The following is a 25,939-nucleotide window of genomic DNA, read 5'->3' on the forward strand; positions in this document are numbered from 1 at the left end:
CATAGCTTTCCTTGTCCAATAAGAAATAGCAATGGAAAGATCAGATAGGAAAAAATGCAATATGTTTGCCAAATGGATTCATGGATAAGCTGTCCACTGAAGTAGAATTTTTCCAAGTATTGTCTTCTCGGTAGAAAATGACATGTTTTCATATTTGTTCGTTCTATTAAAAAGTCTCTCTTGCATAGAATATGTTAAAGAAACAAAGAAAGGCTGACATAGAATGAAACGTGTATTATTAACCGGGTTAGTAGCTATGACAAGTATATTTTCACTCATTTTTTTCCTTACTTTACCCCAATTTCAAAGCAAATTCTTTCAGCTACCATTGCTTGATGGAATAACAGAATCAGTTGTTTTTTCTGATGCACTCTATACGGTTATGAGCACAGAAATACCACAAATGGAAACTACACTTGAAGAAAATGATATACAAATGGCAAATTTACCAAAACTATTATTAGAAACCACATCTGGTGTTTCGCCTAGAAATTTCTCAAGCTTACTAGATTTAGCGCTTCCTGGAAGAAACCCTGACTTTCATTTTTCGTTTGTTTCAAACGGTGTAGATGAATTATCCATGCCTATTGAATCCCCGCCACCAGATTTTGAGGAATTATTAAAAGAAGAACCGGAAGAAGAGCAAACAGACGATAAAAATAAAACGGATCAGCAAGAAGCAGAAGTGTATGTTTACCATAGTCATAGTTGGGAGGGATTTTTACCCTTATTAGGAGAAGATAAACAAAAACCATCACAAGCATCTAGTACGGATAATGCAAAAAATATTGTTCTAGTAGGCTCCATGTTAACGGAGCAATTAGAAAAGCAAGGTATACCTACTTTTCATGATCGAACAAACGTTACTGCTGCTCTACACGAGCAAGGTTGGGATTATTACGACTCCTACCGATTATCTCGAAAAACGGTAGAAGCAGCGATGGCAAGCAACCAGAAAATACAATATTTTATTGATATTCATCGTGATGCCCAGCGTAAAGATATTACTACTACGACGATTCACGGAGAGCCATTTGCCAAATTGTATTTTATTGTTGGTGAGGAACATGAAAATTACAAAGAAAACCTTGCATTTGTAGAAAAGCTCAATGCCCAACTAGAAGAAAATTATCCTGGCATAAGTCGCGGTATCTTTTTAAAAGATCACACAGATGGTAATGGTATTTACAATCAAGATTTATCCAAACAGTCCATCCTAATCGAAGTTGGTGGCGTAGATAATAATAAAGAAGAACTATCCAATACAACGAAAGCTTTAGGGAAAGTAATTGGAGAATATTACAAAAATGCTGAGCAAGTAACGACAGAGAGGTAACTTATGTGGAATAAAAGAATATGAGATAAACATAACTTGTCGCCAAATCTTATGGCGAAAGCCTTTGTTTTTCTTATGTTGAATTCAGTTGAATAAGAGTAATTACAAAGGCGTCTTTAGTTAGCTTCCAAAAAAAATGTATATACACTGCTCCCTTGAAATAGACGAATATTTTCAAGGGAGCAGTGACAGAGAAGCACTACTAGTACTAAAAATAATGCATAACGGTATTTATAATGTCCATCTTTCATAAGCGACACATGGTTTTCTTCTCCATTTAAATTTGCCCATCCTCCTCTTTAAAATCTTGAAATGAGTATCTTATAGCGAAATAAGCGAGACGTCTAAAATTCGGTACATTTTCTAAAATTAATTTACTTTAACCTGAAACTATTTATTCACTCACTCGTATTATAAGTAAATGATTTCCATTACTTTTGTAGAAAAACGAACTTCATTGCCTAACATGTTGAAAATTGTCGTTTTTCTTATTCTACAAAGCCTAAGGTTTTATACGCTACGGCTTAAAAAGGGGGAATACATATGACTGTTTTTGGGTTGCCAATCGAGACATTATATTTATACATGCTGATTATTGCTGCAGCCCTAACCATTATTTACATGCTTTTTGGCGATGTATTAGAAGGGATTGGTGAAGTAATTCCTATAGCTAATCCTATCCTTATTCTTGCCTTTGTCACTTTCTTTTCAGCAACGGGTTACTTACTTGAAACGTTAACATCCTTGTCCAGTCTAATCATTATTTTCATTGCCATGCTTATTGCCTTTATTCTTGATACGCTTTTAAATGTATTTATTTTGGGTCCTTTGGCTTCTGCAGAAGAATCTCTTGGCTATACAGAGGAATCGTTAATTGGGCGTGTCGGCAAAATTATCATTCCCGTTCCAGCAGATGGATACGGAGAAGTTGTTATTGAAAGCAAAAGTGGTAGAATCTCTAAACCTGTAACAGCGTATCACAACCAGCCCATACCTGAAGGAACAGAAGTATTAATTTTAGATATAAAAGGTGGCGTGCTCTATGCTGAACCTTATTCGAAGGATGTTTTAGATGCATAGAAACATGCACGAGTTCTAAGCATGTTACTTTAGTAATTTACACTTTTTCAGCCCATTCCGTGCATGCATTTTAATTATTTTCAAATGCACTCAGCAAGGGATTATCTGTTTAGCAAAACAAATCTAAGGAGGATTTCTATGTTTGAAGGATTTTGGATTATTATTGGTATTGTTTTATTTTTACTCGTAGCACTTATCGGTATTTTTGTTTCCAAATATCGCACAGCTGGTCCGGATGAAGCACTTATTGTCACTGGAAGTTATCTTGGTGGGAAAAATGTCCATATCGATGAATCTGGAAACAAAATTAAGATCATTCGCGGTGGTGGCTCATTTGTATTGCCAGTGTTCCAACAAGCAGAGCCTCTCAGTCTACTATCTAGCAAATTAGAAGTAACAACACCTGAAGTTTATACAGAACAAGGAGTTCCAGTCATGGCAGACGGAACAGCGATTATTAAAATAGGTGGGTCCATTAGTGAAATTGCTACTGCTGCTGAACAATTTCTTGGAAAAACGAAAGAAGATCGGGAAGTAGAAGCGAAAGAAGTACTAGAAGGGCATCTTCGTTCTATTTTAGGATCGATGACGGTAGAAGAAATTTATAAAAACAGGGATAAATTTTCACAGGAGGTACAGCGTGTCGCCTCACAAGATTTAGCAAAAATGGGACTTATTATTGTTTCTTTTACGATTAAAGATGTGAAAGATAAAAATGGTTACTTAGAATCTCTTGGTAAACCTAGAATCGCCCAAGTAAAACGAGATGCAGATATCGCTACAGCTGAGGCAGATAAAGAAACGCGGATTAAGCAAGCAGAAGCTGCCAAAGAGGCGAAAAAAGCAGAATTAGAACGCGCAACAGAAATCGCTGAAGCAGAAAAAGTCAACCAGTTAAAAACAGCCGACTATCGTCGTGAGCAGGATATTGCGAAAGCTCGCGCAGACCAAGCGTATGATTTTGAAACCGCAAGAGCTAAACAAGACGTTACTGAACAGGAAATGCAAATTAAAATCATTGAACGACAAAAACAAATCGAACTGGAAGAAAAAGAAATCTTACGTCGTGAGCGACAATACGATTCAGAAGTGAAAAAGAAAGCAGATGCTGATCGTTATGCTGTAGAGCAAGCAGCTACAGCAGATAAAATGAAACAAATGACAGAAGCAGAGGCAAATCAATATCGTATTGAAGCGGAAGCAAAAGCAGAAGCGGAACGTGTACGTGTGGACGGTCTTGCTAAAGCAGATTCACAACGAGCTCAAGGGGAATCAGAAGCAGAAGTCATCAGGCTTACTGGTTTAGCAGAAGCAGAAGCAAAACGAGAAATTGCGCAAGCATTTGAACAATACGGAGAAGCAGCTATTCTAGATATGATTATTAAAATGCTTCCAGAATATGCAAAAGAAGTCGCTAGTCCACTTTCCAATATTGATAAAATTACTGTAGTAGACACAGGTGGCAATAATGCAGAGGGTGGAGCAAATAAAGTTTCTGGATATGCAACAAACTTAATGGCAAATCTACAAGAGTCATTGAAGGCATCTTCCGGCATTGATGTCAAAGAGCTGTTGGAAAATATAAGTGGTAAAAAGCACACGACAGATGATTATGATTTAGGTAGCCCACGATATGAAACAGACGAATTAAATAGAGAACTAGCAGATGTAGACAACGAATAACTATAAGGGTCTTTAAACAGAGAGGCATTGTACAAAGTGCCTCTCTCTTCTATGTTTTTAACGTTTACTTTTACATGTGAAGCAGCTTCCTAGATTGAATAATTGCTTTGTTTTTCTTACAACTATTTTTCATTATGATATACTTTGTTCCCTAACGTTTAATAGTCGCCCCTCATTGAACCATTTATTACTTATTATACAAAATATAGAAACTATTACTAGGCTAATTCCAACCCAACGGTACAATGAAATAATACCTACTACTTCGGCCAATAAACCACCTATCAGAGGAGATAAAATCACTGTACTGCTTATAACAGTATTCGTTATGCCAGTAACTCTGCTTATTTCTGAGGCGGATGTGTTCATTTGAATAATATAAGAGAATATACTATTCAACAATCCAATCCCTATTCCAGCAATAAATCCAAGTAATAGAAGATATAATGTTAGAAAACCATGTGTTAACCATCCAACTCCACCAAATCCAATGCCAACAAGAAACAAACTTAGGCCTAACAACCTGCCATATTGTTTCAAAGCTGTATAACGATTTAATACAAGGATAGCCAAAACAGCTCCTAATCCAGAAGCACCCATTAACCAGCCAGCTAGCTCAGGTTTTGCAGGAGCAAACATACGTAATATAACACCAATTTGGATATCGACCATTTGTACTCCTGTAACCCCTATAACCATGATCAACATACTAAAAATTAAGATTTTCCTTCTTAAAATAACCATCCAACCTTCCATCCATAAACGAAAAAAGCTGCCTTCAGTCTGTCTTTCCACTTCACCATTCGTACAGATAATATGGTAACTAGCACTTCTAAGAATGCTAAATAAAATAAGTGCTGACATTAATAAGGAGATGGCATTGATTAAAATAATATATATTGGAGAAATGACACTAATTAATGCCCCACCTACCATAGGACCAATAATTTTAGAAAGCTGGCTTACCACTCCATTTAAAGTGACCGCTTGTAAAATTAAATGATCAGGTACCACTTGTTTAATGATTGCTTGTTGTGCTGGTCCATGTACAACTGTAACAGCTGACCGAATCATAATAATGAATAAAACAGGCCAAGCTGATTGTATAAAAACTATGATAAAAGTAAGTATGGCTGCACTTATATCTGCGATCAACATAACACGTATTTTCGAGTATCGATCTAAAATAACGCCTGCAAACTGACTTAAAATAACTTGCGGCAACGCATAAGCAACAGGTATGAAAGAAATTAGCATTGGCCCCAATTGCCATTCATAGCTAAATAAAACGATCATCGCTAACATATCAAACCATGTACCAAACATGGAAACAGAGTACGAGGCGAAGAGTCGATTAAAAACACTTATTTTCCAAATAGATGTATCAACTTTTATAAAAGATTGCTTCAAAATCCATATACTCCCTTTCGGTTTAGAGTTGTATAACGAAAGGATAGCAATGGAATGTCAGAAGAATATCAGAGGATGAAAAAATGTCATAATAAAAACGTCCGTTCCCTGAAGAAACAGCCGACCTTAACTTTATAACCTTCATAAACTTTAAAAAACAGTTCCTAAATAAAAACGGTTACTGTAGTTATAAGCAAGATAAAAGTTCTTGTTTTATTTTTTCTTTATAGTGGTCTGTGTGATAGTTTGTTTCGTAAGTTTCACGTAAGTATTTAAGTAACTCTTTGAGTCGGAAGTTTGAATAAACTGACAGCAGTAGTTCCCCTATATTTATAGATAAAAGAATATGAAGGGGAAATCCTTCTCTCTCTAAAATAGTAAAGCATTGCTGTACACTATCTAAAGCTTGTTTTTCTTTGTTTAATTGAATATAGTAAAATCCTTTTAATAAAGAAAATAATCCTCTTTCTCTTTGATAGCTCTTTGTATCAAGAAATTGATGGAGTTCTGCTATTTTTTCTTCTGTTAATAAATCATCTTTTATATACAAGGCGTACATAAGCCACCAAAGCTGTTGAAAGCCATAAAAGCCATTTTCTTCATTTAAAATAAAAGCGTCTTTTTCTTTCAAAAGTAAACATGCTTGTTCCGAATGACTCAGTTGTAAATACATAAAAGAACTTAATAAATACACTTCGGGTAAATCTTTTTCATCAATGAAGCCTTTTTCTATGTATCTTTTCAGTAATCCATAATTATAATAGGGGTCTGTGTTTACTAATGCATAAAAAGAAAGATAACAAAAGGATTTTTCCTTTATAGGCAAGTCTTTATTCTTTAATAGAGAAGAAAAGTCGCCATTAAAAAAAGACAATCTAGCACGGATCGATTCTTCCATTTGTACAGTAAACACTTTCTCATCCAAAAGGTTTCTAACAGCTTGCCCATTTCCATATAGATGATATTTGGAAATTAATTGTTCATACAAAGATTGTATTTCAACATCATTCCTTAAATGTGTCTCTTCATTTGTTACATAAGTATTATTTATACGCAGACAATATCCATATCCTTTCATCGTTTCAATGGTCAAGAAGGATCGATAAGGTTTTAATTTTTTTCGCAACCGATAAATATGGTCATCTACTGTTCGATCAGACGGAGACTGTAGTGGCCAAACTCCTTCTAAAATATGATTTCGAGATAACGCTTTATTCGCATTCATATACAAATATTTCAATAGTAAGTATTCTTTTCTGAGAAGATCGATAGTTTGACCATGTATAGTTATGGAATAATTATCCACTTGAAATAAAATCATGTATCTCCTCCTCCCATTAGGATGTTTAACGTAATCTATGGTTCTCCTCCAATATAGCATATATTTTCATTTCTATTGAAGCAGGTAAATTCTGCTTACATGCATTTTGTAAAACATTTGTATGGGAAATGCCGTGTTTTCGGAAATATTTTTCCATATACCTAACTTTTTGCTCTCTTCTTGGCATTAATTGATAAAGCACGAACCAATCTTCTAGTAAGCAGAATGGAAGTACCTCCCCTAAATAGTTATGCCGCTTAACGGAATAATTGGAAAAATCATAGGTATACAAACCATTTATATGCTCTAACTGAAATTGAGCCATCATATCCACAGTTGCCGTTTCCACACAAAACTTATGAAAATATACGGTAGCAAATGGCTTGTGGCGCTCTACTTCTTTTTCTTTTCCCATCCTTTGTAAAACATGGACAGCCTTATCTATATGCTCTGGTTCTACAATAATGTCTATATCATTTACATGATCTACAATATCATAGTAAGCTAACAGCATAGAACCGCCAATTCCCCAGGTAATTTGAGCTTTGTCTAACTCTTTGGCTATATCTACGATTCGTTTGACATTCATGAATCCACCTCTTTTTATTTTATGCAGCAACGTAAAGATATACAAATTAGAAAACATAGCTTAGCAAGCTTTCTTTAAGCGTAAGCTAACTTTTTTATACAAGTCTACATCATTACACTTTTGTAGCAAAAAAAGTAATCCCTCCAAATTATAAAGCATAAGAGGGATTACTTTCTACATTACTTATAGTGGCATTACATAAAATAACGCTATAACGCTGCTACATTTTTTAGGATTACGTATTGAACCATTCCACATATAGAAATTTATTTTTATATTTTAAAGTAGTAGTGTAGACTCCAATTTTCTACCAATTATTTTTATAAGTGAGACGCGTCGTTATTTTTCTACTGTAATTTCATACTCTTCATGCTCATGCAAATCATCATCGTTTTCTACATGAACAATTAATTGATATTTCCCTTTGTCTGTGAATGTATAAGAACCTGTGTATTCTCCTGCTTTACCTTCTTCAGCGTCTACCCATTCTTTATCCGCTGTATTTTCCCGACCGATTTCATAACGAACAGAAGCTTCTTCTAAAGGTTTTTCATTCATTTGTAGATGTACCATTAACTCTGTTTCTTCTCCCGCTGCCACATTTTCTGGTTCCATAAAGTGTAACGTAAATCCGTCTGTTCCCTCGTGGTTGGCATGTTCTTCGTCATCCTTTGTTTCTACATTTTCCACATCACCAACTGTAATCGCTTTTTGCGGCATCGTATGCAGATCTCTAGCGGTGGTATGAGCAAACATCTCGTATACACCGTTATTATCAAAAGTAACTTCTGCGGTGTAAGTGCCATCTTCATGATTGGTAGATTCGTAATTAGTACTGTCATCTTTCTTACCTTTTTCCCAAACTTCAAACACCACTTCATCTGCATCTGTTACTTTTTCTTCCCCATAAGTTACCGTTGCTTTCAACTCAACAGTGTCTCCTATTTCAGCTGATTCAGGAACTTCAAAATCCACTTTTAACTCTTTCGGCTCCTCCTCTTTAGCATCCGTACTTTTCTCAGCCTTCTCTTCTTGTCCACATGCGGCCATTAAGATTAACGCAATAATTCCAATAAACATCCAAAATCTTCTTCTCATGATACAACAAATCCCCTTTTAAATTTAAAATTTTAGTGATGCTTGCATTGTGTCGATCCTTTCATTTGTTGATGTAAGACTTCTTGTACCTCATCAAATGAATACACTTTTCCTCCAAAACCCTTTACAAATTTATCAGCATGTTCTCGGTACTCAAAAGTTAATAATTGCGGATGACAGCAGCCCATATGTAAAGAAGTATCCGTCACATACCAAGCTAAAGAAGCACTAATGGTTGTACTCCTTAGAAAATCAGGGCAGATGGCTTGATTCACTTTATCACCAAGTTGTTGTTGGCGTAGTAAGCCACAGTGGGCACAACAAGTAACTTCGATGTTATGATTCGTCAATATTAAGCGATAAGCCATTTTTTCATTTATTGACCTTGCACAATAAACACACCTATCCTGCCTGTTTTCCTCTGTTTGCACTAAGGAAATGCCACCAAAGGTTTTTGTAACAATTCCTTCTTCTTCCAAGGATTTAACATCACGATGTATGGTCATCTCTGATACACCAAACATGTCGCTTAAATCTGCAATTTTCAAATTTTTCCTCTGCAAGATCAGCTCTTTAATACGTTCCTTCCTTTCAAGTGGTAACATAGATACCTCCCCTCATTCCATAACAAATTCTAACAATCTAAAACAAAATATATCATTTGCAATCGGATACAACAAGCCTTTTTTCGTGACATGTTTGTGAACTTGTTTGTGACAAAGTTCACATAAAATGAAATTTCACCCACTTATTCGCTTCTAGTTGGGATAAAATAGGCTTGTGCAAATGTTCAATTATGCTACTGTAAATCAGTTAGCTTGCGATGGAACAATGGATAGTCCTACCTATCATATAAACCTTCAAAAACAAATAGCCACTACTAAAGCTATTAGAAATTACATAAAGTCTATTTTCTTTAGCATATATGTCGCAAAGTAGACCAAGTTCTCCTGGTTCCAATTTGGGGTCGTTAAGTTCCGCTGATAATGTTCTAAAGCTTGCTGTATTAACGGTTTCCAATGATCAGCAACCATTTGCATCGCCCAAATGCCCCCTTCTTGCTTAGAAGCTACCACGCCTTCTTGAACGTAAAAAAGAGCTCGACATAAATTTAACACATAATAAACGGGAGATTGTATAATTGCTGTTTTTGCTGTTTGTATATCATTTTTTATGGAACATATGAAATACTTATCATCGATTGTCGGAATAACTTCTTCCATATTTGGTCCGTCCACAGTCATCCCTCTATGTAGTGTTACTACAAGATGCGCGGCTACATCTTTATCAGTTCCTTGATCACAAAGGTAGTCCTCCTCATTTTCATAGTGATACTTATGATAGACAGAGTAATGTAGTTCGAACGGCGTTGGAAACTGAAAAGGAAATAATACCGCCTTGTCAATGACACTCATTTCAAATTGCACTTGGTAGTCTGCCTCAAGACTCATAAGATGGTGAATCAAATGCTTTTTTTCTTGTTTCGTTATTGGAGAATTGACGATAACTAAGATATCAATATCACTTCGTCCATATTGATAGCACCCCATTGCAAGCGAACCGTGCAAATATACTCCAACATACTTTCCTTGCAGTATGTTTCGACAAAGGCTTGCGAATTGTGTTAACACCTCTTTATGACACATGAATATCCTCCCTTGAAAAATTATTAAACCATATTTTCATTAAGTGTGAATTTTTTTTATTATAACACAAGTTAGGAAGACGAGTAATTACAACAAACTGGTAGTTAAAAAACTAGGCTTATCGTCAAATCGTATGTGTGAATTTTTTCTGGACGTAGTTATAACCTCTATATTTCAGCGCCTCTATTTACACTTATACTACTGGTGCTAATAGAATGATTGTTTTACAAACGCACAGGCGAAATGTAGATAGCCGCTGCTTAAAAACAGTATCAACTGCGGTATTTTTTGTTCTAAAATCTAACAGCTACCGTGCTATCGATTACTAGCTGGCTTCTTCTATCACGTTCTACAAACCAAGAATTCGATCTTTCTTTGTCCAGTTCTCATTTGTTCTAGAGTAAAAAACTGCCGCAAGAATCTCCGGCAGTTTCACTTAACAAAACGAATCTTTTGATTTTGGTACAGACAAGCCAAATAATGGGCGTACATATAAAGCGATAAATGTTCCTCCTAGCGCTAAAATCCCCCATATATAGCCATGTAAACTAAATGAGGCAATTCCTCCAAAATAAGCGCCAATATTGCACCCAAAAGCTAAACGGGCTCCATAACCCATTAACAATCCACCGATAACTGATGCAGCGACATTTTTCAAATTTAAACGTGTAAATTTAAATAAACCACCAGCAGCAGAAGCTATAAAAGCTCCTATAATAACGCCAAAGTTCAGTACAGTTGTGGAATCAGCAAAAATGGAAGCTTGTAATGCTTGAGCATTATCCCCTTGCCAATAACCCCAGCTTGCTACATCCACACCTATAAGTGCAGCAATTTTAGAACCCCAAAGTGCAAAACCAGATGTTATTCCCCAAGGTGTGCCTCGCGTCATAAGTGTTAGTGCATTTAATACAGCTAATACCACCGCTGCCGCAAGTAAAGGCCATGACCCCCGCAATATACGCTTCCAGCCTTTTTCGGAAGGTACAGATGCCATTTTAGGTGATTGTTTTTTCTTCTCTACAACAATCGTGATCCATGTAATCATGCCAAACAAAATAATTGATATCAACCATGCGCCACCATACCCAAGGCCCGTAGATGTAGCTAATGAAATAGGTGCAAAGCTCGGTAAATCTTCTGTCCAAAAAGGAAGATGTTTTGCGCCAATGGTAGACCCAATAATAAAAAACAGGAGTGTTACAAACATAACCGTTCTCCCCCCACCAACAGCGTAAAGTGTCCCTGAAGCACATCCACCACCAAGTTGCATGCCTATCCCAAATACGAAAGCTCCAACTAGCAAGCTAATACCAACAGGCGAAACATAGCCGTTTACTTCTGCACCAAAAAAAGAATAACCGTAAGCAAGAATTGGGGCAAACAACGTAACTGCTACAGCAAGCATGAGCATATGAGAACGTAATGCTTCTCCATTACCTACAGACATAAAACGTCTAAAGGCAGAAGTAAAACCGAAACGTGCGTGAAACAATGTGTAACCTAATAACAAACCAAGTAGTAACAAAATTGGCTGGGTGATTTCCTGAGTAGTAACTAAATATATTCCAAGGAGAAAAGCAACAATGATTCCGCCTGTAATGAAAGTAGTTTGTGGTTTGTTTAATTGAAACTGATCCGTACGTACAGGGTTTTTCACTTCACTAACTGGTTGAACTTTCATTAAAAACATCCTTTCCTTATAAAATTAGTCGGATTTAATTTATAATAATACATTCTACACAAATACGTGTCAATACTTTTTAGAAAATTTGGCTTGTCGCTAATCTTTATAGCCGAAACTGTAGTTGTTGTTATACGATACACCTCTAGACCTTCTTATTGAGTAAAAAATATTAGAAAAAACTTCACTTCTCAAAATCGCTGTAACTAGCCTTCTCTACAGTTTTAAATTCTATCTCTTTCAAAACCGAAAACAGCACGATTAATAATCCATAGCCCCCAAGGTATATACATAATTTATTTGCTATATGGAAAATCTACGTATAGCAAAGGAGGAAGTTACATGTCTGAACAAAACAAAAACCGTAACAAAGACAAAAACAAGCAAAACAATCAAAATAAACACAATAAGTTACGTCCCGATGTTGAATTTTCCAGAGAAAATCCAATGAATCAGGAAATAAAAAAGCAAAATCGTTAAGCATTAACATTGTTGTACCTAATTTTAATGAAATAAAGCTCGTTGCAAAACGTAAATTCTTCATGAGACTTGGCTTATCGCTAAGTTTCATTTTTTATACATTGGTTTATTATAAAGCAAAAAATTGCACCAACATGCTCGGAGATTAGCAATTGTCTAGCATTTTCATAAGATAAAATTGGATCCCTTATAGTACAGTACAAGCGTAACGACAGCCTTTTGCCACCAGTAAGTCTTTAAAAATACATATGTTAAAAAGCAGCACTACTTTCATAAAGCATTTTATTATGCTTTTTTTTACACATCGCGTAAACTCTATATAGTTCCAAACGATTCAAACATGGAGCACCACTTATATTTCCTTTTAGAAAAATTCTATGACGGAAAAATGAATTATATTCCTATATAATGTGAAATCTTGACTCATCAGGGAGTTTAAGTACATCCTCCACTGAATAATGTTCGTATATCATACTCAAAAGCCTCTAAATGAAAGGGAGGTTCTCCATGCAACAAGTTTATAGTGATATTAATCAATTTCGTGGAACTCATTACGACTTTGGTTATTACCAAGGAACGCTATTAAAAAATTTGCCTATTTTACCCAATCGAAAAAAGCAATGGGCCGCAAAAAAGCAACGCCATTTTATAATAGATGACAACAAAATAAAAGAACGATTATTTCAATTTGCACCTGGTATCTGGGATGAACTTCACGGTCTAAAAGATGCTCTACAAATGAATATTAATGAAGCAATTCAAGATTTTGGTGGATATTATTTGGAGTACGGTCGTAGTGGCTGCTCTATTTACACAAATACGGATTACATGGTGCGAAATTACGATAATGCACCCTCTACCTATGAAGGTCGTTATTTACTGTATCAACCTACAGATTATGGATACGCCGCTCTCGGCCCTACAATGCAAATAACAGGGCGAACAGATGGGATGAACGAGCATGGTTTAGCAATGGGTTATAACTTTATTAATCGTAAGCAGTCTGCTGACGGATTTTTATGTAATATGATTGGACGAATTATTTTGGAATCATGTAAAAATGTAGAAGAGGCTGTTGCACTTTTAAGGGAAATACCACATCGACACTCTTTTAGTTACGCCTTACTTGATAAAAATGGCATGAGAAAAGTCGTCGAAGCCTCTCCTCGAGATGTTGTGGTACACAATGCTTCTATTTGCACAAATCATTTTCAGCATTTATCTGAAGAAAACCGTTTTCGCATGGATGATTCCTTGCGACGTTACGATGCGATAGAAAGTCAGTCTACACATATCCATACCCGTTATCAAGCTTTCCAAATGCTCAATCAGTCAAATAATGGTATATTTTCGACGAAATATGGGGCTTGGGCTGGAACATTGCATACGGCGCTATACCTACCTAAAAGTAAACTTGCGTGGTTTGCGCTAGGAGGAGATAGAGAGCCTTTACTATTTGACTTTAACCGTTGGCTTCAAGGCAAAGACACGAATATGAAACGAATAAAAGGAGAATTGCATAGTTCGGAAGTTTTTGCAAACATGGAACTTTTTTAATGGTGCTAGAAACACGAATCATTTTTTCTCAACATAACCAGTGGGCGATGTTTCCCTTCTGGTTACTTGAAGCCTTTTCTACCTTCTATCTATGTTATACTTATATACGTTAGAAAAACTTGGCTTGTCGCCAAGTTTTATGGCAAAAGCTAACGTTTTTCCGATAGTGGAACAAAGGGACAAATACATCTCAAAAACGTCTAAAAACTGGACATGTCCAGTAATAGTAGGAGCACATAATCATTCGCTTGGAAGGAAAGGTGTCGACTCTTGCTGGAAAAGCATGAGATTGGCGTTTTTTGCGAGCGAGGAGACTCAAGCAACCATGAGGAAAGCGTCCGCCTATAGTGAAAAACGACGGGTTCAAGTACGTATACAATTTGGATTAGGAAAACAAATAAAATCTTAGAAAAATAACGGATGAATATAACACCTAAATTAATATACGAGGAGTCATTTTATGATACTCATGATTGACAATTATGATTCATTTACCTTCAATTTAGTACAATATATAAGACAGCTTGATTTGGAAGTGCGTATTGCAAGAAATGATGCGATCACTGTAGAAGAAGTTCAACAATTGCAGCCAGAAGCGATTGTCCTATCTCCAGGTCCTGGAACTCCAAATTCAGCTGGAATTTGTTTAGAAATTGTAACGAAACTATACCAACAAATTCCTATACTCGGTATATGCCTTGGTCATCAAACGATTGCCCAAGCTTTTGGCGCCACGATTGAAAAAGCAAAGCAACCCATGCATGGTAAAGTATCTCTCATTACCCACGATAATCGAAGAATGTTTCAAAATCTAAATAATCCTCTAGCAGTTACTCGGTATCATTCCCTCATTGTAAATAAAGAATCCATGCCAGACTGCTTAGAAACAAGCGCTACGACAAAAGAGGGAGAAATCATGGCGCTTCGCCATAAACTTTATCCAATAGAAGGCATACAAGCGCATCCCGAGGCAATTTTATCAAAAAGTGGAATCGAATTACTTCATAATTTTTTTACTGTCAAAGGAAGTTATAAGAATGGAAAATATTTACCTGCAATTTGACTTTAACGAACAGCAACCTGTTGCATTTAAAGATCCCATTACCATTATTTCCACCTATGAGTTATCTGAAGTTGTCCCTTGTTTGCAGAAGGTGGAGCAATATATTCAAGCTGGATACTACGCAGGAGGGTTTCTAGCTTATGAAGCTGCGCCAGCATTTGACCCAGCTTTTCAAGTACATACAAACGGGAGCTTTCCGCTAATATGGTTCGGTATTTTTTCAGAAGCGGAGGCACCTCACAAACGACGAGTGAGTCCATTTGCCATTCAAAAATGGCAAATGGATATCAAAGAACAAGAATATAAGCAGCAAATTGAACATATTAAACAGCAGATTGAAGAAGGTCATACATATCAAGTTAATTATACCATTCCCTTAAGGAGCTATTTTACAGGTGATAGCTTTGCATATTATGAGCAATTAGCCGCTTCACAAGCTGCAAACTACGCTGCTTATTTACAAACGGGCAATTATTCTATTTTATCGGCTTCCCCAGAGCTTTTTTTTCATTTAAAAAAGGGGGTAGTTACTACAAAACCGATGAAAGGAACTGCAAAAAGAGGTAGCACAATCGAAGAGGATAAAGCAAATGCGGATTGGCTCTATTATTCTGAAAAGAATCGTGCGGAAAATGTGATGATTGTTGATTTATTACGTAACGATCTTAGTAGAATTGCAAAACGCGGCACCGTACGTGTACCTGAACTGTTTACAATAGAACGCTACCCCACTGTTTTTCAAATGACATCAACTGTTACAGCAGAAGTGGAAACGAATTTAACGAGCATCTTTGGAGCATTGTTTCCTTGTGGTTCGATTACCGGGGCACCAAAAGTCAGCACCATGAATATCATTCGTAATATAGAAAAAACACCGCGCAATATTTATTGTGGTGCAATTGGCTACATAACTCCTGAACATGAAGCGATCTTTAATGTACCAATTCGAACAGTATCCATTGACAACACTAGTAATGAAGCTACTTACGGTGTAGGAGGAGGAATAACTTGGGATTCAACAGCGGAGGAAGAATATGAAGAAATGCTTGCCAAAACGCTCGTGTTAGAAAAAAAGAAAAATAGCTTTGACTTACTGGAAAGTATTCGGCTAGAAAACGGTTGCTATCCATTGCTTGCGTACCATTTAAACAGAATGGAAAAATCGGCTACCCATTTTTCTTACCCATTTGATCCATTATTTATAAAGCAGAAACTGGAACAAATTGCCCAGCAATCGAATACAAGAGTGCACAAATTGCGTTTATTGTTATCCAAAACTGGGCAAATTAATTTAGATCTGCAGCCGATAAGCATGTTAAAAAAACAACTGCATGTCCGTCTTGCTACACGGGCAATAAACAAAACAAACCCTTTCTTTTATCATAAAACGACAAACCGAGAAATATACGAAGCATTTTTAACAGAGCATCCCGATGCTGATGACGTTTTATTATGGAATGATGAGTTGCAAATTACCGAATTTACCATTGGCAATGTGGTCGTAGAAATAGATAAAAAATATTATACTCCCCCAGTAGAATGCGGGTTGCTACCAGGAACCTTCCGTCAATATGTACTTGAAACAAAAGAAGTGCAAGAAAAAATCATTACTATTACAGATTTACAACAAATATCGAATATCTGGCTTATTAACAGCGTTAGAGGCTGGGTCCCTGTTACCATTGAAAGGGAACAAATGTAAAAATAGATTTTGTAGAAGTAAAAAGCTCCAGATAGATTTGTCTATTCTGGAGCTTTTCTTTAACCAAGCGCAACATCTAATATCATCATAACTGTAAAGCCAACCATTAAACTCATGGAGGCTAAATCACGATTGCCTTGTTCTTGCGACCCAGGAATAACCTCTTCTGCCACTACAAAAATCATTGCTCCGGCTGCAAAGCTAAGTGCATATGGTAGTAATGGCTGAATAAACGTTACAGCTAAAGCACCAACAACACCAGCTATTGGTTCAACCATTCCTGAAAATTGACCGTACATAAAGCTTTTCTTCCTAGACATCCCTTCCCTTCTCAATGGCATTGATACCGCAACACCTTCAGGGAAATTTTGAATGCCAATACCAATTGCTAAGGCTACTGCCCCTGTAATAGTCGCTGTTGGAAGGTCAGCAGCAATAGCTCCAAATGCGACACCAACGGCTAAGCCCTCAGGAATATTGTGTAACGTGATCGCCAAAACTAACAGCGTGCTACGTTTTTTACGTCCTGGATGTATCCCTTCTGCTTCTTGGATTGGAGAAGTAGGATGCAAATGTGGTAATACCTTGTCAACACCCCAAAGTGCTATTCCACCAAACATAAAACCGATAGCGGCAGGAACCCATGGCGTGTCACCATTAGCTTCCGCCATGTCTAACGCTGGAGATAATAACGACCAAAAACTAGCTGCAATCATTACGCCGCCTGCAAAACCGAGCATGCTATCTAAAAAACGTTGGTTAAAATTTTTGGTTGTAAAAACGAGAGCCGCGCCGAGTGCTGTCATCCCCCATGTAAATAAAGTTGCAATTAATGCTTGAATTATTGGATGTAATGTAAGAAAATAATCTACGAGCATGCGCATACCCTCCAAAATATCAATTATTTACCATACTGCCATTTTATCATACATTATCCTATTGGCACATTAACAAGCTATTTACGACACTATTTATTGAAAGGAGGGGACATAACATTATGCGACTTTGGCATGAAAAGCTAATCACAAAATTACCTAGACAACAACTTTTAGGGCAACATCGAGAATGTTGTGCTTTACGAGGAAACGGTTGGGGAAAAAGTCACGCAATTGTAAATTACGTGTTTCACTACTCTCCATATCGCCTGTTTTTATATCACCAATTCATTATGGAAGAAATGAAAGGAAGAGGATATCGAGTCGATCCTTTATGGGAAAACGCATTTTACCGAGGGAAACAATGTAAGCAACATACAAAAGAAAGCCTCTATGCAGGGGAAGAAAATATTAGTAATGAATGGCCTTTCTACCCCGAACATGACGACACATATTTACAAGAATGTGTTGTGAACTTAAAAGAAAAAGGCATTGATATTTTAGTTTAATTTATTTTATAGAAGGCTGGTCTTGCAAAAGTTGTTTCTGCTACTATAAACCAAAAATCTTTAGGAGAAGCTCCCGTTTTTCTAAGCGTAAGAACAAAGGCGCAAGCGCCCGTTTAGCAACGTAGCGAGTGGAACGAATCAACGAAAGTTTTAGGAACCATGCCACTAAAACAGGGTTATGCCGTGGGCGGCAAGCCCGTTTTTAATCGGCCTTCCTTTTTAACACGAACCGATGATGACTTATCGTAGGGCGATGGAGTGAAGTCGCCTAGTTGCTGGGGGCTGGAGCCGGACGTGGCTAAATAACTTAGTAAGTTTATCCACAGCTGCTAAATTTTATAATTTCCTAGACCATAAGAAAAAGGGCTGCTTATACCACCTTAACGGTTTAGCAGCCCTCATTTATAAAAGGTTCTTATGGTGTTGCCACAAATTCTAAAGATAAACATTTTATCACGTGAAATATTCCACTTTAGCAGCTGGAAATAACTCTTGAATATACCCATGTAATGTCGTTTTTATATCAGCTTGTTCTTCATCTTTATATACATATTTTCCTATGCCGTAACGGCCCCATTTCCATTTTCGTTTTGATTCGTCTAGCTCTAACTTGGTCATTGGATAATTTTTCTCAATTACACGCTTAGCTGGCTTCGTAAAACGATGCTGAATCATTTCAAAAGTTAAATCTTTCTTCGCTTTTTCTGGCAACATTGCTTCTAATTTTTCAAACATCTCGTAATAACCCGTTTTCCAACCTTCATGTAAATAAATTGGTGCAACGATAAAACCTAATGGATAACCTGCATTAGCCACCTTAGCAGCGGCTTCTATCCGCTCATGAAGTCTGGACGTACCCGGCTCAAAGTATTTAATAATGTAATCATCATTTATACTAAAGCGGAAGCGAGTTCTTCCATTGTGTTCAGCATCGAGCAAATGATCAACATGAGCAAATTTCGTAACAAATCGCAACTGTCCATGCTCTGTTTTCCCGAAGAATTCGATTGCCCGTTTTAATGTGTGGGTTAAATGATCGATACCTACAATATCCGACGTACAGGAAGCTTCAAAACGTGTAATTTCTGGGGCTCTTTCTTCCATATACGCCTCTGCAGCTTCAAATATCTCTTCTGTGTTAACATACGTACGGATATACGGCTTGCTCCCCATCGTCGTCTGTAAATAACAATAATGACAATGGCCCATGCACCCTGTAGCAAAAGGGATAGCGTATTCGGCAGAAGGTTTTGACGTATCAAATTTCAACGTTTTTCGTAATCCTACTACTAAAGTAGATTTTGCTACCCGATATTTTTGAAAATGGTTATCTCCAGGTAAATTACGAATCTGATTATGAGAAGTAGTTTGCCGAATCTCTATCCCCATATTTTCAAATTTTGTAACGAGCTCTTGCCCTAAAGGATAATCCAATGCTTTTGGTTCCACATAAACAAGCTGCGGTACAAACGGCTTAACCATAATATCCTTCCTGATCCGCCACGCCAAATGCTGAGGCATATGCCGCTTCAGCTTCATCCGATGTTTTATACACAGCTACTTCCTCTGTTAAAGGATAGTACGTTTCATGGATAAATAGCGCCAACTCATTGGATTGCTCTGGGTGTTCGACTACAGCAGCTTGTTGAATGTGTGCAACATTTTGGGCATGTGGATTGCGAATAATAATGTAAACAACTTCACCTGGTTGAAAATGATGATGCACTTCCATTTTTTCACCTAGCTTTCTTAGCATTTACACTCATTATGCGCAATCTTTCCCCTTTTATTACAAAAATGTCAAATCAATAATTAAATTAGGGAAGTTCTTTTACATAAACATGACTTCCGTACAAGTATTGTTAAAACTTACTTACCAATTTGTTTAAATGCTTCCGCTTGTTCTTTAATCCCTTTTTCTGCTGCAAATCGTTCTATACTGGAAGCTCCAAAAAAGCCAACAATCCCATCGACTCTTTTAATCACATAAGCAGCATCCTCGGGCTCTGCGATTGGTCCACCATGACAAATCGCCATGATTTCAGGATTTACGGATCTACCTGCAGCAATTATTTTTTGAATACGCTCCACAGCATCATCTAATGTTAATGCGGTTTGAGCGCCAATGGTTCCTTTTGTTGTTAAACCCATATGGGCTACTAATATATCAGCTCCAGCCGCTGCCATTCTTTTAGCCTGGTCTTCATCAAAGACATATGGGGTAGTTAACATATCAAGCTCATGTGCTTTACGAATCATGTCTACTTCTAAATCATAACCCATCCCTGTTTCTTCCAAGTTTTGACGAAAAACACCATCAATTAATCCGACAGTAGGGAAATTCTGTACTCCACTAAATCCTTGGTCTTTCAGTTGCTTTAAAAATACGTCCATGACACGAAATGGATCTGTTCCATTTACACCTGCTAAAACTGGCGTATCTTTAACAACTGGTAAAACTTCATTGCCCATCTCTACGACGATTTGATTAGCATCTCCATAGGAGAGAAGCCCAGCTAGAGAACCACGGCCTGCCATGCGATAACGTCCAGAATTATAAATGATCAACATGTCAGCACCACCAGCTTCACTGCTCTTTGCAGTAATCCCAGTACCAGCCCCTACTCCAAGTAAAACATTACCTTCATTTATTTGTTCATGAAATCGTTGTATAATTTCTTTTCTACTTAACATGCTATTTCTCTCCTTTTCTCTTTTCAATTAATTGAATAAGTTTTTCGGCTGCTGCTTCTGCAAAAGCACGGTCATTAATTGCTTTTTCCAATTCAATTACTTGAACCTTCGTTCTGTCAACGTTTTCTTTTAGCGTTTGAAAAAGCATTTGATCTTCTTTTGGCCCATAGAATGGCTGACCTTCTACATCTAAGCCTGATAATCCTTTTAATGGTAAAATTAAAGAAGTGTTCCCTTGTGCTAAATTTAACTTTTTAGCTATAACTTCTCCAATGCGTTTGTTTTCCTCTACATTTGTGCGCATCAACGTCACTGTTGGGTTATGTTTATAAAATTTGCGCCCAGTAAATTTTTCAGGAACCGACTCATAAGGTCCAAAGTTAACCATATCGACTGCCCCAACAGAAACCACTTGTGGAATGTGATGTTTAGCCGCTGCTTCTAAACGATTCGGTCCAGCTGCTAATACACCTCCAACTAACTCATCCGCCCATTCCGTAGTAGTAATATCTAGCACACCTGCAATAAACCCATCTTCAATCAAACTCTCCATTGTTTTACCGCCGATCCCAGTGGCATGAAAAACAAGCATTTCATAACCTTGCTTTTCCACATATGCCTTCGCATAATTAATACACGGCGTCGTTAAACCAAACATGGTAGCTGCTATAAGTGGTTTTTGTTCTATCTTTTGATTATTTTCAAATCGTAACATCCCTGCAATCGCAAACACAGCATTCGAAAATATCCTTGTAGAAATTTGATTTAAACCTGCTACATCAACGATAGATGGGTACATCATTATATCGCTTGTCCCAACATAATGGGCTACATTACCAGAGGCAACTGTAGATACCATCACTTTTGGAACACCAATCGGTAACGCTCGCATCCCAGGAGTTACAATGGAAGTTCCACCTGATCCTCCAAAAGAGAGTACCCCTGCAAATTTTCCTGCTTTATACAGTTGAGGTAATAAGATTTCCATACCTTTTGATAATACAAGCGTAGCTTTCGCTCGATCTTCTGCAGCTACAATGGATTGTATGTCTTCCCCAGCAGCTTGAAAAATGGCTTCATTTGAAATATCTGGTTGAAATTGTGGTCTGAATACACCAGTATGAATGGTTAAGGTTTTAAAACCTAATGACTCAATTAGATGTTTTACATACAAAAATTCTTCTCCTTTTGTATCAAACGTCCCTGCTAAAGCTATCGTTTTTGTCAATGTACTCTCTCCTTTTTCGTGAATAAATAAACGGCACCATTTGTGAAAGTAAAAGCAGTAGTGATTTAAAATTACTTTTGCCCTCACTTATATGATACCGTTTTCGGAAGTGAAAATTAATGTCGTTATGTATGTTCATTTTGTCTTTATGTTCACTTACAAACGTTTAACACGATTTCACGTTTGTAATTTCCTGTAAAAAAAGTAAATGGGATTATAATTCAAGTATTAACCATCACCCATAATATATACTACTCCTTTAAAAATCGGCTTGGAGACACTCCTTTTCTTTTTTTAAAAATCTTACTGAATTGTACGTAATTCGCATATCCGACCATTTCAGCAATTCTTGCTAAGGGTAATCTTTCCGTATGCATCATTTCAATAGCCCGATTTAATCGGAAATTGATGAGGTAGTCAACAAAAGAAACGCCTACTTCTTCTTTAAAAAGCGTGCTTACGTACGTTCTGGATAAGTTTAAAATATTTGCTAAATCACTTAAGGTGATTTCTTCCATATAATGATTACTGATATAGTCTTTAATAAACTCTACATAGTCTTCTTTATTTGCAAATCCTTCCATTATTTTTTGAATAGAAGCTTCATATTGAATGTTAAACGTTTCTTTAAAGGATTTGGTTGTATTTTTAATTACTTGCTCAGCTGGAATGCGTTCAAACACGGACCCACCAATATACCCATTAATACCCGTACCATCGTACATAAATTGCACATCAATTGGACTATTGACAGGCCCACCATAAACCATCTTAATTACATTCGGATTAATTTCATTACATGCTCGAAAAATATCTACGGCTAACTTCTTAGCACTCTGTAAAGACTGAATTTGTTTTGCTCCTAACACACCACCTGTTGTTAAACCTAAATGTACGCAAATAACATCTGCACCAGCATGAAGCATGTCGATAGCTTGTGATTGATTAAACACAAATGCTACTGTAAATAAATCAAGTTGGTGTGCTATTCGAATAGCCTCTACTTCTCTAGAAAAAGTGATATCCTGTGATTCTAACGCCTCTCGAAATTGACCATCAATTAAGCCGACAGTCGGATAGTTATTAATTCCAATAAAACCATATTGCTTAATACGTGAAATATAGTCTTCCATATGAAGCATAGGATCGGTGGCAAACAATCCAAAAATAACTGGAATTTTTGTCATAACTGGCAACAACTCTTTTGAAGCAAAGTCCATAACTAATTCATTGCTATTCGCACAAGCTGTAAAACCAGCCAAGGAACTAACACCCATTTGGCGGAAACGCCCAGAACATAATGCTAAGATAAAATCAGCTCCGCCCTGCTCTGCATACTTAGCTGTAAGCCCAGATCCAGCTGCAACTCCAATCACATGCCTATTTGTTTTTATTTGTTGATTTAACTTTTCAAGCAAACGCCATTTATTATATACCATCCATTTACTCTCCATCTAGCTTGTTTTGAATATACTATACATTAATATTGTTATTTTTGCATAACCAATATGTATATAAAAATTGATTGATAGCCAAGTTTTGAAGACAAAATATGTAGTTTTCATCATACTAAAAATATAGAATTTTATACTTTTACTGAAAAACACTTCCCCGCAAAACCATGCCCATAATAAAAAGCGCACTAATTATTACGAGCTATGTAATAAACACCTATCGTTAAACGATAAACTTAGTAAACCAAGCAACATACTTTGCTCCAGGAATAAATAGTACTTGGGCTAATAATGTACCGAACAAACGCGAGGTTACCATCATAAGCGAAACGCCTTTTAAAGTTCGATAACTCCCTCGGTTATTCACCACGTCATCTGCTAAAACAGAAACTTTTGGATCTACAAAAACAACAAGTAAAATTGTTGCTATTCCATTAATTAATCCAGAAGCCATGACAGCTGTAGCTGCACGTTCTGGTACAAGCAATGAGGCGTATAAAGCAGCTAACACACCTATTGTGTAAATAGCTGTTATGATCATATTCATAAGAAATAATTTCATTGGTATATCACTGAAACGAATTTCTTTTATATCCGTACGTTTTGGTAAGCGAAAATGTTTCCACCCGCGCATAAAAAATTCCATTGAAAAGCCTTTTTTTATAAGCGCAGGTATAGATCCTTTTTCATTCGCCAAATGAATAATAGCTCTAGAAAACAAGGCGATAAACGTTGGAAATACAATAATACCTGCGATAGTACCTGCAGTAGAAGCTCCAATTAATATACGGTATTGATCTTCAACCACTTGTAGCGCATACACTGGCGGTGCTGTATCAATAAGGCTCCCTGTAAACGGTTGCTGCATCATATTGGCTAGTCTGGATACAATAACCATTACATTAAATAAAGCAAGTGCAGAGGCAATCATTTTCACTCTAGCCCCCGATAATCGCACTGCATAAGCTAAAGTTTCAATACTGTGTATGACAAAAATAAACAAGAAAATAAGGATTAATTTCCCAGTAAAAACTTCCATAAGGATGACATTCCTTCCCAAAAAGATAAAACAATAGCTTTACATTACCATAATCTTGTTTTAAATGTATAGATAATCTTCTTTCTATCAATTTTTACAACATAGTGATTTGCAAACTCTATTCATGTACACTTTTATTCATTTTTTAACTAGAAATTGTTTTGCTCTATAGCAAAGTATCAGAAAAACAAAAGCTTTCTTATCTTATAAAAATCCTCCACCTTAAATTTACTGGAAGGTGAAGGAAATGAGTTAAACTTTTCACATACAAATTTACAGTAACCTCTCTCATGTTGCTGGTCTCTTATTTTAAAATCGCCTTTTCTACCTTACCATTTACAGCAAAATGATGAATAGTAATTTCCGGACGACTACCAATACGAATGTTAAAGCCGGTTTGACCGAGCCCTTCACTAATATAGAAAGGACGTCCATTTATTTTGTGGAGCCCCTTTATCATATTCATTTTGACCAACTGTCCCATTTTTTTAAGATGATACGGTTTTGGCCAGTGGATTTGCCCACCATGAAAATGTCCAGAAAGTAAATAATCAAATCGATAGTTATTAATCGTTATGACAACGTTAGGATCATGGGTTAATACTAAATTGGTTCCTTGATTTATACCAGTGAAAGCTTTTTTTACATCACTATGCTTCGTAGAATAATTATCAATTCCAATGATATTTATTTTTTTCCCATCTAATTCTATTTGTCTATTTTCATTTTGTAATGTTTGAAAACCATATTCATTTAATACTTTCTTAAGTTTTACAAAGTTTTTCTCTTTTAACACATAATCATGATTTCCAAAAACAGCAAATGAACCGTACACTGGTTGTAAATTCCTTAAAGCTTTTAGATAGGGAATTAACTTAGGTATACTCCGTTTCCGATCTAAAAAATCTCCAGTTAGCGCGATTATATCAATATTATAAGAACCGATGCTTTCTATTAAACGATCTGGAGTAACGGAAATATTTTCTAAATGCATATCAGAAATATGCAATATTTGAAGCACCTTTTCTTTATTATCTCTATCATCTGTATCTATCGTAATTTCATTAACGACGAATTTTTGTGTATTTTGATGGCCTTTAAAGAACAAGTAACTAAAAAGAATACATATTACTAAGCCAATATACAATATATCACCTCCACTACTATTATATAAACAAATTCGATCATCTGGCTAAAGCAATATATGGAAAAAATACGAGTAGAAAATTCTTTGACAGTTATTTTATAATCAGTATAACCCCAAATAAAAACCGTATAGATGATCATTAATTGGGATTGTACTACGTGAGGAAGCCTAAAGCTATTTAACAGGAATTGGACGTATGGCAATCATTGGTAGTGCTATGCTATTAAATATAGCGCAAGAACAACAACGAGAGGCACCCGTTTAGTAACGTAGCGAATGGAACAAATCAACGAAGATAAAAAAATCACAGTAAGGTGAAGAACCGTCGTAGGGTGATTTCATGA

The 25,939-nt window shown here is 36.4% G+C and carries 23 protein-coding genes; 8 read left to right on the top strand and 15 right to left on the bottom strand.

Features of this window, described 5'->3' with window-relative positions:
• Nucleotides 1-223 precede the first annotated feature (223 nt).
• The 3 genes from spoIIP to BUB45_RS04200 all read left to right on the top strand — a co-directional run bounded on the left by spoIIP (nucleotide 224) and on the right by BUB45_RS04200 (nucleotide 4,099).
• On the top strand, nucleotides 224-1,336 hold the full coding sequence (gene spoIIP, locus BUB45_RS04190; RefSeq protein ID WP_073005583.1) for a stage II sporulation protein P: 1,113 nt from the start codon (nucleotides 224-226) through the stop codon (nucleotides 1,334-1,336).
• 543 nt (nucleotides 1,337-1,879) lie between these two features.
• The gene (locus tag BUB45_RS04195; RefSeq protein ID WP_073005585.1) at nucleotides 1,880-2,416 is read left to right on the top strand and encodes an NfeD family protein; all 537 of its coding nucleotides are present in this window, start codon (nucleotides 1,880-1,882) and stop codon (nucleotides 2,414-2,416) included.
• A gap of 138 nt (nucleotides 2,417-2,554) precedes the next feature.
• Nucleotides 2,555-4,099: a flotillin lipid rafts scaffold protein FloT gene (locus BUB45_RS04200; RefSeq protein ID WP_073005587.1), complete on the top strand. Its 1,545-nt coding sequence runs from the start codon at nucleotides 2,555-2,557 to the stop codon at nucleotides 4,097-4,099.
• A gap of 132 nt (nucleotides 4,100-4,231) precedes the next feature.
• Here BUB45_RS04200 and BUB45_RS04205 read toward each other — a convergent pair whose 3' ends face one another.
• The 7 genes from BUB45_RS04205 to BUB45_RS04235 all read right to left on the bottom strand — a co-directional run bounded on the left by BUB45_RS04205 (nucleotide 4,232) and on the right by BUB45_RS04235 (nucleotide 11,847).
• On the bottom strand, nucleotides 4,232-5,509 hold the full coding sequence (locus BUB45_RS04205; RefSeq protein WP_073005589.1) for an MFS transporter: 1,278 nt from the start codon (nucleotides 5,507-5,509) through the stop codon (nucleotides 4,232-4,234).
• A gap of 187 nt (nucleotides 5,510-5,696) precedes the next feature.
• A complete protein-coding gene (locus BUB45_RS20595) occupies nucleotides 5,697-6,830 on the bottom strand; it encodes a winged helix-turn-helix domain-containing protein (protein WP_073005600.1) in 1,134 nt (377 codons plus the stop codon).
• A 25-nt stretch (nucleotides 6,831-6,855) separates the two neighbouring features.
• A complete protein-coding gene (locus tag BUB45_RS04215) occupies nucleotides 6,856-7,419 on the bottom strand; it encodes a hypothetical protein (protein ID WP_073005602.1) in 564 nt (187 codons plus the stop codon).
• 339 nt (nucleotides 7,420-7,758) lie between these two features.
• The gene (locus BUB45_RS04220) at nucleotides 7,759-8,517 is read right to left on the bottom strand and encodes a FixH family protein (protein WP_073005603.1); all 759 of its coding nucleotides are present in this window, start codon (nucleotides 8,515-8,517) and stop codon (nucleotides 7,759-7,761) included.
• A gap of 32 nt (nucleotides 8,518-8,549) precedes the next feature.
• Nucleotides 8,550-9,122, bottom strand: a complete 573-nt coding sequence (locus BUB45_RS04225) for a DeoR family transcriptional regulator (RefSeq protein WP_073005605.1) — start codon at nucleotides 9,120-9,122, stop codon at nucleotides 8,550-8,552.
• Between the two features lie 291 nt (nucleotides 9,123-9,413).
• Complete coding sequence (locus tag BUB45_RS04230; RefSeq protein ID WP_073005607.1) at nucleotides 9,414-10,163, bottom strand: aminoglycoside adenylyltransferase domain-containing protein; 750 nt, start codon at nucleotides 10,161-10,163, stop codon at nucleotides 9,414-9,416.
• A gap of 436 nt (nucleotides 10,164-10,599) precedes the next feature.
• The gene (locus BUB45_RS04235; RefSeq protein ID WP_162985839.1) at nucleotides 10,600-11,847 is read right to left on the bottom strand and encodes a YeeE/YedE family protein; all 1,248 of its coding nucleotides are present in this window, start codon (nucleotides 11,845-11,847) and stop codon (nucleotides 10,600-10,602) included.
• Nucleotides 11,848-12,189: 342 nt separating this feature from the next.
• Here BUB45_RS04235 and BUB45_RS19745 point away from each other — a divergent pair, with 342 nt between their 5' ends.
• The 4 genes from BUB45_RS19745 (at nucleotide 12,190) to pabB (ending at nucleotide 16,649) form a co-directional block, all read left to right on the top strand.
• Nucleotides 12,190-12,327 (top strand): hypothetical protein, encoded by a 138-nt coding sequence (locus BUB45_RS19745; RefSeq protein ID WP_170861702.1) that lies wholly within the window; start codon nucleotides 12,190-12,192, stop codon nucleotides 12,325-12,327.
• Between the two features lie 507 nt (nucleotides 12,328-12,834).
• Nucleotides 12,835-13,884: a C45 family autoproteolytic acyltransferase/hydrolase gene (locus tag BUB45_RS04240; protein ID WP_073005611.1), complete on the top strand. Its 1,050-nt coding sequence runs from the start codon at nucleotides 12,835-12,837 to the stop codon at nucleotides 13,882-13,884.
• Nucleotides 13,885-14,344: 460 nt separating this feature from the next.
• Nucleotides 14,345-14,947, top strand: coding sequence for an anthranilate synthase component II (locus tag BUB45_RS04250; protein WP_073005615.1), 603 nt, complete (start codon nucleotides 14,345-14,347; stop codon nucleotides 14,945-14,947).
• Complete coding sequence (gene pabB / locus BUB45_RS04255) at nucleotides 14,922-16,649, top strand: aminodeoxychorismate synthase component I (RefSeq protein ID WP_073005617.1); 1,728 nt, start codon at nucleotides 14,922-14,924, stop codon at nucleotides 16,647-16,649. Before BUB45_RS04250 ends, pabB begins: the two co-directional genes overlap by 26 nt.
• Before the next feature lie 59 nt (nucleotides 16,650-16,708).
• On the opposite strand, the gene BUB45_RS04260 is transcribed toward pabB, so the two are convergent.
• Nucleotides 16,709-17,527, bottom strand: coding sequence for a ZIP family metal transporter (locus tag BUB45_RS04260; RefSeq protein WP_073005619.1), 819 nt, complete (start codon nucleotides 17,525-17,527; stop codon nucleotides 16,709-16,711).
• 119 nt (nucleotides 17,528-17,646) lie between these two features.
• On the opposite strand from BUB45_RS04260, the gene BUB45_RS04265 reads away from it, so the two are divergent.
• Nucleotides 17,647-18,033: a TIGR02328 family protein gene (locus BUB45_RS04265; RefSeq protein ID WP_073005621.1), complete on the top strand. Its 387-nt coding sequence runs from the start codon at nucleotides 17,647-17,649 to the stop codon at nucleotides 18,031-18,033.
• Nucleotides 18,034-18,486: 453 nt separating this feature from the next.
• On the opposite strand, the gene splB is transcribed toward BUB45_RS04265, so the two are convergent.
• The 7 genes from splB to BUB45_RS04300 all read right to left on the bottom strand — a co-directional run bounded on the left by splB (nucleotide 18,487) and on the right by BUB45_RS04300 (nucleotide 25,595).
• Nucleotides 18,487-19,515, bottom strand: a complete 1,029-nt coding sequence (splB, locus tag BUB45_RS04270) for a spore photoproduct lyase (protein ID WP_073005623.1) — start codon at nucleotides 19,513-19,515, stop codon at nucleotides 18,487-18,489.
• Nucleotides 19,508-19,789 (bottom strand): transcriptional regulator SplA domain-containing protein, encoded by a 282-nt coding sequence (locus BUB45_RS04275; RefSeq protein ID WP_280157321.1) that lies wholly within the window; start codon nucleotides 19,787-19,789, stop codon nucleotides 19,508-19,510. Before BUB45_RS04275 ends, splB begins: the two co-directional genes overlap by 8 nt.
• A 113-nt stretch (nucleotides 19,790-19,902) precedes the next feature.
• Nucleotides 19,903-20,727, bottom strand: coding sequence for a phosphoenolpyruvate hydrolase family protein (locus BUB45_RS04280; RefSeq protein WP_073005625.1), 825 nt, complete (start codon nucleotides 20,725-20,727; stop codon nucleotides 19,903-19,905).
• Between the two features lies 1 nt (nucleotide 20,728).
• Nucleotides 20,729-21,955, bottom strand: coding sequence for a Tm-1-like ATP-binding domain-containing protein (locus BUB45_RS04285; protein WP_073005626.1), 1,227 nt, complete (start codon nucleotides 21,953-21,955; stop codon nucleotides 20,729-20,731).
• A 251-nt stretch (nucleotides 21,956-22,206) separates the two neighbouring features.
• Entirely contained in the window at nucleotides 22,207-23,394 is a 1,188-nt protein-coding gene (locus BUB45_RS04290; protein WP_073005628.1) for a phosphoenolpyruvate hydrolase family protein, read from the bottom strand.
• Between the two features lie 238 nt (nucleotides 23,395-23,632).
• Complete coding sequence (locus BUB45_RS04295; RefSeq protein ID WP_073005630.1) at nucleotides 23,633-24,448, bottom strand: lipid II flippase Amj family protein; 816 nt, start codon at nucleotides 24,446-24,448, stop codon at nucleotides 23,633-23,635.
• 304 nt (nucleotides 24,449-24,752) lie between these two features.
• The gene (locus BUB45_RS04300) at nucleotides 24,753-25,595 is read right to left on the bottom strand and encodes a metallophosphoesterase (protein ID WP_244527651.1); all 843 of its coding nucleotides are present in this window, start codon (nucleotides 25,593-25,595) and stop codon (nucleotides 24,753-24,755) included.
• Nucleotides 25,596-25,939 lie beyond the last annotated feature (344 nt).

The organism is Virgibacillus chiguensis (assembly GCF_900129865.1).
Classification (GTDB): domain Bacteria; phylum Bacillota; class Bacilli; order Bacillales; family Amphibacillaceae; genus Virgibacillus; species Virgibacillus chiguensis.